General features: G+C 65.5%; 13 protein-coding genes. 10 read left to right on the plus strand and 3 right to left on the minus strand.

Features of this window, described 5'->3' with window-relative positions:
* Positions 1 to 83: 83 nt before the first annotated feature.
* The 3 genes from A7G45_RS09115 (at position 84) to A7G45_RS09125 (ending at position 3,917) form a co-directional block, all read left to right on the plus strand.
* Positions 84 to 674 (plus strand): ComF family protein, encoded by a 591-nt coding sequence (locus A7G45_RS09115; RefSeq protein ID WP_260936079.1) that lies wholly within the window; start codon positions 84 to 86, stop codon positions 672 to 674.
* Between the two features lie 119 nt (positions 675 to 793).
* Positions 794 to 1,555, plus strand: a complete 762-nt coding sequence (locus A7G45_RS09120; RefSeq protein WP_260936081.1) for a primase 1D-like protein — start codon at positions 794 to 796, stop codon at positions 1,553 to 1,555.
* A gap of 181 nt (positions 1,556 to 1,736) precedes the next feature.
* Positions 1,737 to 3,917, plus strand: coding sequence for a hypothetical protein (locus tag A7G45_RS09125; protein ID WP_260936083.1), 2,181 nt, complete (start codon positions 1,737 to 1,739; stop codon positions 3,915 to 3,917).
* Positions 3,918 to 4,330: 413 nt separating this feature from the next.
* On the opposite strand, the gene A7G45_RS09130 is transcribed toward A7G45_RS09125, so the two are convergent.
* Together A7G45_RS09130 and A7G45_RS09135 are read right to left on the minus strand one after the other, a co-directional pair.
* The gene (locus A7G45_RS09130; protein ID WP_260936085.1) at positions 4,331 to 4,957 is read right to left on the minus strand and encodes a methyltransferase family protein; all 627 of its coding nucleotides are present in this window, start codon (positions 4,955 to 4,957) and stop codon (positions 4,331 to 4,333) included.
* A gap of 75 nt (positions 4,958 to 5,032) precedes the next feature.
* Complete coding sequence (locus A7G45_RS09135; protein WP_260936086.1) at positions 5,033 to 5,695, minus strand: DsbA family protein; 663 nt, start codon at positions 5,693 to 5,695, stop codon at positions 5,033 to 5,035.
* A gap of 46 nt (positions 5,696 to 5,741) precedes the next feature.
* Here A7G45_RS09135 and A7G45_RS09140 point away from each other — a divergent pair, with 46 nt between their 5' ends.
* The 7 genes from A7G45_RS09140 (at position 5,742) to A7G45_RS09170 (ending at position 11,971) form a co-directional block, all read left to right on the plus strand.
* Positions 5,742 to 6,119, plus strand: coding sequence for an ArsR/SmtB family transcription factor (locus A7G45_RS09140; protein WP_260936088.1), 378 nt, complete (start codon positions 5,742 to 5,744; stop codon positions 6,117 to 6,119).
* On the plus strand, positions 6,112 to 8,271 hold the full coding sequence (locus A7G45_RS09145; RefSeq protein ID WP_260936090.1) for a heavy metal translocating P-type ATPase: 2,160 nt from the start codon (positions 6,112 to 6,114) through the stop codon (positions 8,269 to 8,271). The genes A7G45_RS09140 and A7G45_RS09145 overlap by 8 nt, the downstream gene beginning before the upstream one ends.
* 35 nt (positions 8,272 to 8,306) lie before the next feature.
* Positions 8,307 to 8,705 (plus strand): hypothetical protein, encoded by a 399-nt coding sequence (locus tag A7G45_RS09150; protein ID WP_260936093.1) that lies wholly within the window; start codon positions 8,307 to 8,309, stop codon positions 8,703 to 8,705.
* Between the two features lie 223 nt (positions 8,706 to 8,928).
* Positions 8,929 to 9,252 carry a TFIIB-type zinc ribbon-containing protein gene (locus A7G45_RS09155; RefSeq protein ID WP_260936096.1) on the plus strand — a complete coding sequence of 108 codons (324 nt, stop codon included), beginning with the start codon at positions 8,929 to 8,931 and terminating at the stop codon, positions 9,250 to 9,252.
* A 194-nt stretch (positions 9,253 to 9,446) separates the two neighbouring features.
* The gene (locus tag A7G45_RS09160) at positions 9,447 to 10,493 is read left to right on the plus strand and encodes a cation diffusion facilitator family transporter (protein WP_260936098.1); all 1,047 of its coding nucleotides are present in this window, start codon (positions 9,447 to 9,449) and stop codon (positions 10,491 to 10,493) included.
* Between the two features lie 158 nt (positions 10,494 to 10,651).
* The gene (locus A7G45_RS32680; RefSeq protein WP_276554753.1) at positions 10,652 to 10,888 is read left to right on the plus strand and encodes a hypothetical protein; all 237 of its coding nucleotides are present in this window, start codon (positions 10,652 to 10,654) and stop codon (positions 10,886 to 10,888) included.
* A gap of 54 nt (positions 10,889 to 10,942) precedes the next feature.
* Complete coding sequence (locus A7G45_RS09170; protein ID WP_260936100.1) at positions 10,943 to 11,971, plus strand: cytochrome c oxidase assembly protein; 1,029 nt, start codon at positions 10,943 to 10,945, stop codon at positions 11,969 to 11,971.
* Between the two features lie 82 nt (positions 11,972 to 12,053).
* Here A7G45_RS09170 and A7G45_RS09175 read toward each other — a convergent pair whose 3' ends face one another.
* Positions 12,054 to 12,572 (minus strand): DUF305 domain-containing protein, encoded by a 519-nt coding sequence (locus tag A7G45_RS09175; RefSeq protein WP_260936103.1) that lies wholly within the window; start codon positions 12,570 to 12,572, stop codon positions 12,054 to 12,056.
* Positions 12,573 to 12,943 lie beyond the last annotated feature (371 nt).

Consider the following 12,943-nt stretch of genomic DNA (forward strand, 5'->3'; position numbering starts at 1 on the left):
GTCCCGGAATCTGTCCGAGGTGCCGGACATGGAACGACCAACCAGACCACGCGGTATGCAGCAACTGCACGCTCGTTGAGGAAGTGCTCGCGGCAACCGCCCTGACACTCGACGTCATCACGCTGTACCGCAAACCCTCGCCCCTGCGCGACTGGCTCACCTCCTACAAGGGGCGTCTCGATGGCAGCGATCCCTATATTCCGGAGTACGAGCACAACATTCGAGCGCTGCTCTGGCAGTTCTTCCACGACCACGCTCAACGACTCACATCGCGAAGTGGCGGGCTCGACTGCCTCGTCGTGGTCCCGTCGACCCACCGTGAACCTCCACACCCACTGGAAAAGGCCTTAGCCACAATCGATTTGCCTGCACCCGTGAGGACGATGCTCGTCCGTGGTCCCGGCGAACTCGACTTCAACAAGCCTGCGGCGGACGGATACGAATTGGCCTCGCACCAGTCGCCCCAACGCGTGCTGCTGGTCGATGACGTCTACACCACCGGGGCACACATCAACAGCGCGGCGACAGTCCTGAGGAAGGGCGGACACACCGTCACCGGTGCCGCCGTGATCGCCCGGCGCGTGAGGACTGAATTCCACCCCGATGCGCAGGCACTGTGGGACCAGCAGACCGCGACCGGATTCGCCTGGTCGACCGGGCCTATCGTCAGCTGACACCACCGAGAATCGTCGAGTCCGACATCGGGTCGCACAATTCCGGTAGTGAAGCGCGCCATGCTCGTGCAGTCAGCGGACGCCGGCGTCAACGAACTCCGAGAAGAGGCTCCCAAGTCGTGGATTCACCCGCACACCCGCCGAGCACTTGGCATCACGCAGACGTGCCCATCGACCTGGTCACTGTCCTGCCTGACCTGTTGGAAAGCGTTGGGGCACTTGGCGTGGAATTGATCGCCTTGCAGCGACCACCGTCGCTGCACACCGGTGACCTCACCCCGGCTGCTGACGAATTGATCCGTGGCGCACGCGTCGAGTACCGCGACCGAGGGTACGGATTCTGGGACAGCTTGCTCACCACCGCGGCATCCGCCGACGAACCAACCCGACGCGCACTCCTGTTGCGCGCCACCCAACACAACGCCGCCCCACCCACAGCAGTGCCCGTCGAGGAGTTCACCGCCGCACTGCGGCAAGGCGCCTACCTCGGTCTGCCGGCCCGGGAAATAGTGTCGCTCAGTTCACGGATCACAACCCCCAACGGCTCCGAGCACCTTCCGATGCTGGACTTTTCGGTACCGCACAGCGCCGGCGCCGACGACATCGCCATAGAAGTCGCCACCACACTCGGTATCGCTGGCGGCTACCTCCTCAGGTCGGGCACCTCGTACCACCTGCTGGGCGACTACCTGCTTACCTGGGACGAATCAACCGACCTGCTGGCACGAGCTCAGCTTCTCAGCCCGCTCATCGACCACCGATGGGCTGCGCACCAACTCATCGACCGCCACTGCGCACTGCGTATCTCCACCGACGACGCACGACACCCCATCACCCACACGCTGATCGCATCCACACGCCTCGAGGCGGGGAAACGGTGAGTACTGACCATTTGGGGCATTTGGGAACCGAATTCGACCACGCCAAGGGGACCTTGTTCGTGCCGTCGGCAACGTCGACGACTTTCCAAGGCACCTACAAGAGTTTTCCAAGGGACCTACAAGAGTCCCGCGGGACCGAGTAGGTTATTGACGTCAGCACAGGCAAATGCGGGGGTTTGTCATGGCACTAGGAATTCCGTCCGTCGTCGGACCGATCACCGAATGGGCCTCCACGGTCCTCGTCGAAGGATGCCTACCCGGTGCCACGATCACCATCGCCACCACCGGCGGGCAACCCGTGGCCAACGCGGTGAGCGGCGGCGGATCCGACCTCGTCCCGCTGCCCGCCGGAGCGCCACTGGCTGCCGGCCAGCGCCTCGTCGCCACCCAGCAACTCAACGCCGACACCAGCGCGCCCACACCCGACGAACTCGCCGTCACGGTCAGCGCATCACCCACCAACCACAACCAATTACCGCCGATGTCGTTCCGGAGCCGACTATTCGAATGCGGCCGCGCAGCATGGCTTTCCGGCGCGGCTCCTGGCGCCGCAGTGACCGTCACCAACGGCGGAACAACCATCGGAACAGCCCGCGCCGACGCCCTCGGCGACGCCCGCATAGCGCTGACCGCCTCACTTCCGGCAGCCGGCACCCTCATCGAAGCGACCCAGGCAGCCCCCGCTGGATTCCCTGCCCTGGCGGGAGCCCCGGCGATCACCAGCGCACGGACCCGAGTACTACCAGAAGGTCCGCTACCCCCACCCACCTTGCGCGATCCGATGCCACTGGGCTGCGAGAGCCAACTGCTGGTCGGCGACGTCATCGACGGAGCCCAAGTCACCGTCACCCGCAGTTCCGATGGCGCCGCCTGGACGGCGACGTTCGAAGTCGACGAAGAATGGTTCCTCCTGGACAAGCCCTTCCCCGCTGAGGGCGACCACGTCGCCGTCACCCAATTCCTACCCGAGTGCCGACAGCACGACCTGGAGCCATCCAAACCCGCCGAAGCCGACATTGCTCCCGCAGCGGCCCCGCCGCCGGTCTCCATCGCACCGCCCTGCGCAGGTTCAACGCTGCTGCACGTGGAATCGCTGCGTGGCGGCGCAGCCCTGACCGTCACTATCACCGTCCCCACCATCTCTGTTGAGTCGTTGGCCTACCTGACACCTCCGGGACGGACCAGTTGGGACATCCCGGTGCCAGCGTTGCCGTCCGGCGGCACCGTTCAAGTCACCGAATCGGTGTGCAGCTTTCAAACCTCCACGACGGCACCCGTGATCGACGACGCGCCGCCGCCCAACCCGGACCTGGCGGTCCCGCTGTACAGCTGCGGACGGGCCGTATCGGTGAAAACCCGCGCCGGCACGTTCATCGAGATATGGGCTGACTCAGGATCAGGTCCTGCACAAATCTCGGCACGAATCCGCGCCGACCGAGACCTGGTCACCGTCGGTGTCTTTCCGTACCTCACTGAGCCACAAACAGTCTGGGCCCGCCAACTATCCTGCGGCGGCCTGCAACAAGACAGCCCCAGTTACAACACCGAAGCCCACCCGCCGCTGCAACCCCTAGAACTCCGAGACCCCCTGATAGCGGGAATGGCTTCGGCGGCCACCATCAACGCCGTCTCGGGGGCCCACGTCACCGTGCTGGCCTTCACTGACGAGCGCGAAACCCCGGAAATCCTGGGGCAGCGCGATGTCACCGCCGCCGATCCTGTTGTGCCACTTGTCCGCAGGCTCACCGAACGTGACACGGTCTGGGCTCTGCAAGAGCTCTGCGGCGACTCAACAGAGGACGACGAACAGCACCGATACGGAGTACTTCGGGGCGAGATGCTTTTCACCATGCCCGGACCTCGCACTCAGCTATCCGGATTCAGCGACGACGGAGCGTTGGTCTATCACTCAGCCACGTTTGCCTGCCGGTACGCCGACGCGGCATGGATACTCTTCGTCGACGTCGAGAACACTGAGACCGGATATGACGCGTCAACAGTTTTTGGGGTCAACCTGAACCTGCCGGCGCCGTACCACTTCGGTGGGTCGGTCGATGTTGACCTCGCTGCCGCGGACAACGGACTTCCCATCGGACTGGCATCTCTGGGCTATCCCAGCCGTGCCACGGTCACCCGCCGCGCTACATCAAATCTTCTGCAGGACACCGGCTTGTGGGCCGCCCTGCTGACCGCAACGGCGCAGTGGATCACCCACTTCGTGGGGTGGCGCAATTACGAACCTCCCCCTGAGAAATCAGACTGGGTTGACGGAGACAACGCACCTCCGGATCCGAACCAGCTGTTCCCACCGCTACCGAACGAGACCAACGACGCACCCGACTACTGGGTCAAACAGCACTGAGCACCCGACCCTCCCACCGTCGGCCGCACCGCCTTCGACCGCCACCGCCGTGAACCCGCGCGGTCGCTGGGGACCATGCTCAGCGCCTGTCAATGCGAACACGCGGACAACAGCCGACGACCCCATCGGTGGTGACGGCGGGGCTCACATCGACAAAGCAGAAATGGATGCCAGTTCTCAAAACCGTGGTCATTTCGGTGTGCGCTTGTGTGTAGACGGGAATGGCGCACAACCCGAAGCTGCACGGTGTCGACGGTGACGTCATCGAACGGCAAGTGGTGGGCGCCAGCCTGTTACAGGGTGTCGATCGAAGACCGCACTCTCACGGTTCATCGGTGCGGGGGTTCGTGTGCCAGCGTTCTATTGGGCGTGCGATCACTCGAGATGGCCCCACGGTTCACCTCCCGTCGGATTCAGACAATGTTTGATTCGGACGATTGGATGTGGCCGATGTGGGGAACGAACCGGCCAACGGTCTTGCAGTAGTCGCGGTAGGCCTTGCCGTGGGTGGCCATCAGGTAAGGCTCTTCGACCACACGGACCTGCAGTTCGATCGTGACCGCCAGCACCGCAAACGCGATCAGCGCGAGCGGGTTGGGGGCTATCAGGGTGGCGCCGGCAGCGAAGACCAGCATGGCGGTAAAGATGGGATTGCGCACCAGGTTGAATACACCATGACGCACCAAAGTGGTTGTCTCGCTGCGGTCGACGCCGATACGCCAAGATGCGCCCATGTCGCGTTGGGCATAGAGGGTGGCCACGATCCCGGCGACTGCCAGCACGGTTCCGCTCGCCTGTATCCATGACCCGTGCAGCGGTGCGACGGGGCTGAGGACGCCGAGTAGCTGCAGCAGGGGCGCGGCGATCCCGGCGAGGATGGCGGCGATAAATCCGACCCCGGCGAACCATTCCAGGGAGCCTGGGTGGCCGTTGATTCCGCGGAATCCAGTCGAGCCGGTGCGGCGGTATTGGGTCCAGCTGCGCCAGCCGAACCCCAGCAGGCCGAAGATCAAGTAGAGGGTGAGCGCGGTGATCGGCATCGGGGTGAATTCTCCTGTCCGAGGGTGGATTTCGCCTGGTTGGGTGTGGCCGACGCGGTTGCCGGTGGGTGGCCACTAGTGGGCGAGCGCCTGATCGAGTGCTGTCGCCAGGTCCGGGTAGCTTCGGGGTTGGATTCGGGCGCCGTTGAGGAAAAAGGTCGGGGTGCCCTGCACCCCCAACGCGCGACCGTCGGCCACGTCGAGCCGCACACGCTCCAGCGTCGCGGGGTCGGCGTAGGCAACGTCAAAGGCCGCCATGTTCAAGCCGAGTTCGGCGGCAAACCCGCGGAAAACATCGTCTGCCGAGGTTCGTTTCTCACCCCACTGGGCCTGGGTGTCGTACATCTTCTTGTACATCGCCTCCAGGCGGCCTTGCCGGGCCGCCGCTTCCACCGCCCGCGCTGCCCGCTCGGAGTTGACGTGCGCTTGGAGTGGGAAGTACCGGATGACGAAATTCACCCGGTCCCCGTACTCGGCCCGCAGCTGTTCGATCACCGGATATAGGGCGCGGCAGCCTTCGCATTCGAAGTCGAGAAACTCCACGAACGTCACGTCACTGCCCGCCACTGTGTTCAGCCGGCGACTGTTCTCGCGCACCACCTGCCCAATGACCTCGCTGGTGGTCGGCATCTGCGTCGTGGTCGGGCCGCGGTCACGTACCGACAGGTAGACCAGCACTCCGATCGACAGGGCGACGATCACCAATGCGGTGAGCAACATACGACGGGAGCGAGCCATCCCGACCTCCTTTCATTCTCATATCAACATACATTAGGATATTGGTATGGACGATCAATTGGTAGATGCGTGCGACCTGCTGTGCCTGGACCTGCCGCACGCAGAGGCGATCCGCGCGACCCTTCCCGCTCTGGGGCACGTCGAGCCGGCGGCGGCGGCCGCCCGCGCCCTGGGTGACCCGACGCGCCTGACGATCGCCGCCGCCCTGCACCGCGGCGGGGAGATGTGTGTCTGCGATATGGCCTGGGTGGTCGGGGCCCCGCAAAACCTGGTGTCCCATCACCTGCGCCAACTGAAGATCGCCGACATGGTGATCTCACGCCGCAGCGGACGGCTGGTGATGTACCGGCTCACTGAGCGGGGCTTCGCCCTGACCGCCGCGGTGCTCGGAACATCGGCGCGAATCGTGGCCGACCATGTCTGATGCCTGCTGCGGACCCCAGGACGACACCGAGCCGCAGGCCGGGCCCGAGAAACTGTGGCAGGTCCGCGAACTGCAACTCGCCGCGCTGGCGGCCGCGCTGCTGCTCGGCGGGTGGCTGATCGCGCGAGCCGGGCACGGGTCGTTTGCGCTGGCCCTGGAACTGGTCGCCGTCCTGGTCGCCGCGACCACGTTCGTTCCCGATGCGCTGCGCAACCTGCGGCACGGCCGCATCGGTGTCGGCACGCTGATGATGATTGCCGCGATCGGTGCGGTCGCGCTCGGCCAGATCGCTGAAGCCGCATTGCTGGGCATCCTGTTCTCGATCGCCGAGGGGCTCGAACATTACGCGGTCACCCGCACCCGCCGAGGCCTGCGTGCCCTGCTGTCGCTGGTCCCGCCCAAGGCCACCGTCATCCGCGGCGGCCGTGAAATCACCGTGTCCCCACAGGATTTGGTGATCGGCGATGTGATGGTGCTGCGGCCCGGGGAACGCGCCGCCACCGACGGCACCATCGCCTCGGGCCGCACCAGCTTGGACCTGTCGGCGATCACCGGCGAATCCGTTCCGGTCGAGGCCGGCCCCGGCAGCGAGGTGCACGCCGGGGCGATCAACGGCGGCGGGGCCATCGAGGTCACGGTCAGCGCGCTGGCCGCCGACAGTTCCCTGGCCCGCATCGTGCACATCGTCGAACAAGCCCAGGAACGCAAAGGCGCCGGCCAACGCCTGGCCGATCGGATCGCCAAGCCGTTGGTGCCGGCGATCATGGTGCTCGCCGCGGTGATCGCCGGCCTCGGTGCGCTACTGGGGGAGCCGATGCTGTGGCTGCAACGCGCCCTGGTGGTCCTGGTCGCAGCCTCCCCGTGCGCCCTGGCCATCGCGGTGCCGCTGACCGTGGTCGCAGCGATCGGCGCCGCCAGCCGCCAAGGTGCCCTGATCAAAGGCGGGGCCGCGGTCGAAGAACTCGGCCGCATCAAGGTCATCGCCCTGGACAAAACCGGCACCCTAACCCGTAACAGACCCCAAGTCGTCGCGACCGTCGTCGTGGGCGGCATCACCGAAGCCGAGGCGCTGCGCACCGCGGCCGCGTTGGAGGCACGCAGCGAACATCCACTCGCACAAGCGATCCTGGCCGCCGCCGACGACGCGGCCCCCGCCAGCGAGGTGACCGCGATCCCCGGCCACGGAATCAAGGGCCGCCTCGACGGCTCCGCTATCCGCCTCGGCAAGCCCACCTGGATCCCACCGGGCCCGCTCACCGGCGACGTCGCACGCCTGCAGGGTGACGGCGCCACCGTCGTCGTCCTCGAACGCGACAGCCGCGTCGTCGCCGTCATCGCCGTGCGTGACGAACTGCGCCCGGAAGCCGCCGAAGCCGTCGACATGTTGGACCGGATCGGGATCCGGGTGGCGATGCTCACCGGTGACAATCAGCGCACCGCCGAGGCGCTGGCCGCCCAGGCCGGCATCACCACCGTGCACGCCGAACTGTTACCCGAAGACAAGGCCCGGCTGTTGCCCGAGCTGGCGGCCGGCAAGCCAATCGCCATGGTCGGCGACGGCGTCAACGACGCACCCGCGCTGGCCACCGCCGACATCGGAATCGCTATGGGCGCTATGGGAACCGACGTCGCCATCGAAACCGCCGACGTCGCACTCATGGGCGAGGACCTGCGCCACCTGCCCCAAGTCCTGGCCCATTCCCGGCGCGCACGCCGGATCATGGTGCAAAACATCGGATTCTCCCTCGCCATCATCGCAATCTTGATCCCACTGGCAGCCTTGGGCGTGCTCGGGCTGGCCACCGTGGTGTTCATCCACGAATCCGCCGAAGTCCTGGTCATCCTCAACGCCATCCGCGCCGCACGCACCAAACCCTTGCCCGGCCTGACAGTCTCACCGGTGACCCGCACGACGACACACCACCTCGATATCGGCGCCCCACCACCTGCGACCGATGCATGCTGCGGCGGCCCCACCGGGCCCCGGCCAACGGCCCAACTGCTGACCCTGCACACCGTCGGGGACCAACCCCACGACGCCGGTGGCTGCGACTGCTGCCACGACACAAGCGTCCAAGCGCCCGCGGGGGCCAACACGCTTGCGCCCCACCGGACCCAGCGCCCCATCGATGCTTCGCCTGCAACCGAATGATGATTCTGCACGCCGCGACGGCAAGAAGCGTGCAGATGTTCACTGACGGCGCACTACCGTCCGCCAATCCCGGCGGGGATCCTCTCGAACGCCCCACGACAACATTCTCGTCGTCGGCCGTGCGCCGCTTCCCCCGCAACATCTTCCCCGCCTGCCGGCGAGCCTGCGCGACAGGCTCATTTCGCGCACTACTCACCAACGCGGCCACGGCGGAACCGACGCCCGCAGCCCCGACTGCGCTGGGGATCGCGGCGGGCCGCGGCGTCACCGCGAGCCGGGCGGCCTGTCCACCGCCGTACGCCGCGCTGCACCGACGGCTCGGCCAGCAGCGCCGCGAGGCTGTAGCCGATCGGACACACCACCGTGTGCTCACTGTGGTGGCCGCGCGTTTGGTCAATCGCCGCAACGTCGCCGGCAACTCGGCCGACTCGTGATCACTGATGTGCCCCACAAGAAATGAGTGTGCACCCGGTAATTGTCTGCGATGCAAGAACATTCGACGACTGACCGTTCACCGTGGCGATGGCATCACGTCACCCAGCCGTCGTACATTTCACTGCGTGACCTTGGGGCTTGAGGACTCAGCGCTAGCCCATATATGCTTATGCGCATGTGTTTATGTATTGACGGCTTCGGGCGTGATTGGGGACACCGGTCATGACGCAGGCGTCGTCGGTGCCGATTCAGTGCCCACGGTGCGCGGCGCAAATGCTTCCCGCTGCGCGATTCGGCGTGGAGATCGATCAGTGCACCGGTTGTGGGGGCATTTTTCTTGACTGTGGTGAACTCGAACAGTTGGCCGGCGCGGAAGCGAACTTCTACGCCGGCCAGCCCGGGAGCCCGCCTCAGCGCCCAGCGATGCCCGCCGCTCCGGCCGAAGGCGACCGATCGCGCGGCGGATTTCTCACCGGCTTGTTCGCGCCCGGTCATGGCCAGTACGGCGGAGGCCACCACGGCGGCCGCCGAGGTGGACATCACTGATCACCCCCAACGAGCGCAGTGCGCCTGCGTTCAGGTCCACCTCGAGTTGAGCGGGACAGGGAGCTGAACCGGGCGCCAGACCCGGCAACACCATCAGGCATCGGCCGAGAGCCATACAGAGCTGTGCGGGAAGCGCGCCGATCCCCTGGCTAGACCATCCGTTGAAGACTCGGCAGGACGAAGGAGACACCGTTATGAGCGCTGACCACGACCACGACCACGACAGCGAGCAAGACCACGACCACGACGATCACGGGCATGGCCACGCCGGTCATTCCCATGGCGTGTCTGCTGATGCGGATCGACGTTGGCTGACCCTTGCGCTTGGGTTGATCGTCGGGTTCATGTTGGTCGAGGTCACCATCGGTGTTGTTGCGCATTCGCTGGCTTTGCTGTCCGACGCCGCGCATATGCTCACCGATGCGGCATCGATCGTGCTGGCGCTGACCGCGATCCGCCTGGCTGCCCGCCCGGCACGTGGTGTGTACACCTTCGGCTTCAAGCGCGCGGAAATCCTCTCGGCGATGGCCAACGGTGTCACCCTGTTGGTGCTGTCGGTGTGGCTGACCGTCGAAGCGGTCCAGCGGTTGGTGTCCCCTCCGGAGGTGACCGGTGGATTGGTGTTGGTGACGGCACTGGTGGGGATCGTGGTCAACATCGCCGCCGGGTGGGCGATCAGCAAGGCCAACCGCACCAGCCTCAACGTTGAGGGCGCGTTCCAGCACATCCTTACCGACCTGTACGGGTTCATCGCCACCGCGATCGCCGGACTCGTCGTGCTGACCACCGGATTTGCCCGCGCTGATGCGATCGCCTCGCTGGTGGTGGTCGTCCTCATGGTCAGAGCCGGAGCAGGACTGGTGCGTGATTCGGCGCGGATCTTCCTGGAGGCGGCCCCTGCCGGAACTGATCCTGACCAAATCGGCGACAAGATCGTCACCCTCGCCGGCGTCGACGAAGTCCACGACCTGCACATCTGGACGATCACCTCAGGCCAGATCGCGCTGTCGGCACACGTGCTCGTCGAACTAGGACGCGATTGTCACGGTCTGCGCCGCCAGATCGAGCAATTCCTGCGCCAAGACCACGGGATCACCCACACCACCTTGCAGGTCGACCACACGCCGACACCCGGTGCCATCGACGACGCTGCCGCGCCGGGCCTGACCGTGCCGCTGGACCATGCACACTGCGACGACGCGCACGGCCCGGTCCACCGCGACGAACCTCACGAGCACTAGCGGATGACGCCAGCGAGCCCATGGCATCTGGCACCGGCAGCACCTTTCGGGCTGTCTGCAGAGGCGCCGCGCCGCGCGGCCAGGGCATGGCAGCTGCTCGCAGATCCACCTGATCACACATTCGTTGACGACTCGGCAGGACGAAGGAGACACCCGTTGTGAAGGCCGACCACGACCACGGCAGCAATCACGGGCGTGACCACAGTGGTCATTCGCATGGCATGTCCGCTGATGCCAATCGGTGGTGGCTACCCCTCGCGCTGTGGTTGATCGTGGGGTTCATGTTGGTTGCCGCGGTCGACATCTACGCGTCGCGCACGGTGCTCCCGCTGGCCCTTGTGCACTGTGCCGATGTTCACGGCCCGGTCCACCGCGACGAATTTCACCTGCGCTAGCGTCGGGTGCTTTGGTCGAGTTCAGTGAACGATGCCTTGGCGCTGCGAGGAACCATGATCGGTCAGGTCGTGCTACCCATCGAGCCGCCGTCAGCGGCGGCGATGCTTGGATGGTTTCCGCCGCCTGTTCCGCTATTGCCCGTTGTGGCCGTCGGTTTGGCGGTCTGGTACTTGTGTGCCGTTCGGATCGTCACGTTGCACGGCCGACACTGGCCCGCGTCCCGGACAGCGAGTTTCCTCGCGGGATGCGTTGCCCTGGCGGCGGTAACCGGACTGGCGATCGACGGATACGGCTATCGCCTGTTCAGCGCCTTCATGTTTCAGCACCTCACCTTGTCGATCCTGGTTCCCCCACTGCTGGTGCTGGGCGCGCCCGGGCGGCTACTGCTCAGGTCGACACCTCACCGGGGCGTTGGACGTTATGTCTTGATCGGTGCGCTGGGCGGATTGCGCTGCCGGGGGAGTCGGATCGTGTTGCATTCCGGCTTCACGATCCCGGTCTTCTTGCTCAGCTACTACGGTCTCTATCTGTCCAACCTCTTTGACGCTGCGGCGGCCAGCGTTACCGGTCATGTCGGCCTGCAGGTGTTCTTCCTCGTCAGCGGTCTACTGTTCGTGGTCCCCATCTTGTCGACCGGTCCGCTGCCAGTTCGGCAGAGCAATCTGGGTCGTCTCTTCGACATCTTCGTTGAAATGCCGCTGCACGTGTTCATCGGCGTGATTCTGATGATGGCACCGCGACCGCTGACCGAAACGTTCGCTCAGCCGCCGCCGAGCTGGAACGTTGACCCGGTTGCCGATCAGGCGGTCGCCGGTGGTTTGGCGTGGTCCTACGGCGAGCCCATTGCTCTGCTGACCACGTTAATCTTCGCGATCCGATGGCGTCGTGATGAAGAGGTCGAGTCGGCGATCAGGGAGGCTGACGTCGAGCGCGGCGATGCCGAACTCGCTGCATACAACGCGTTCATGCGCGGGCTGCATCAACCGTCGGTGCGCCGTATCGACGCACCGAGCGTGCCAGCGCCGGACACGCCTGATCCATCCGCGCCGGGACCGTGTCGGGATCGCCCGCACGACAAGTGAATTCACCGCCAAAGTTGAGCTGACTGGCCGTGGCCGTCAGCGCTTCAGGGCCGCCAGAGCCGAGATCTCAGCCTGCTGGCCATCAATTAGCGCGCGCCGTCGTCAACGCCCCGGGATGCGATCCGGACTGCAGTTCATCACGCGCCGCCGAGATCGTGAACGTGTGCTGCCTAATCATCAGGTCGACATACACCGCCGCCGCCTGTGGGCCGCCGGCAGCGCCCGCCAGGCGGCGCACGTCGACATCGGAAAATAGAGGATGCTCACCCGGCTGCACCGCGACGCTGGGCATCGCCGCCGCAGGCGGCGGTCCGGGGGTCATGGGGGCGAATCCCCAGTCCAGCAGCAGTGACTGCAGCTCGTTGGTGCGGTTGGTGCTGCTGGCGATGATTCGGTTGGCGATGGCAGCGACCTCGGCTGCGATGCCTTTCATGCCGGTGATCTGACTGCTCAGTCCGACAGCTTGTGCGCTGTGTTCGATGATGTCGCGCGCGAATAGGACGTCGACGCGGGTGTGAGCCTCGTGGCTGACAGCGACCTGGACGCCGGGACGCGCCGATGAACCCTCGATACCCGTACATCCGGCTAGCACGCTGATCATCAGAACGCCGGACGGCACCGTTACCAAACGGAACAGGTGGCCACCGGTGGAAGAACCTCTGCACGCCCTGCGCCTCATCGAGTCGGCCCGGGGTATGAGCCCGCGCCTGCATTCACTTTCCGTTTCATGATCCATCGCTGCACCTCGTATCAGGTGACCGGCGAAGCGATGGTCACTTTTTGTACCGCCATCGTAGTTTCGTCCGCAAAGGGCATGTGGTCACTGCCTCGGCGGGTCTGCGGCTCTCGTTGTGCCGGTGCCATCGGTCATCATGGGCTTAGACCCGCTGCGCGCCAACACCTTCGGCCGATACGGTGACAATCCTGGCAACAAGACCGGCACCGACGCACAAATGTACCGCCCGCGACGCA

Source organism: Mycolicibacterium llatzerense (genome assembly GCF_025331195.1).
Taxonomy (GTDB): domain Bacteria; phylum Actinomycetota; class Actinomycetes; order Mycobacteriales; family Mycobacteriaceae; genus Mycobacterium; species Mycobacterium llatzerense.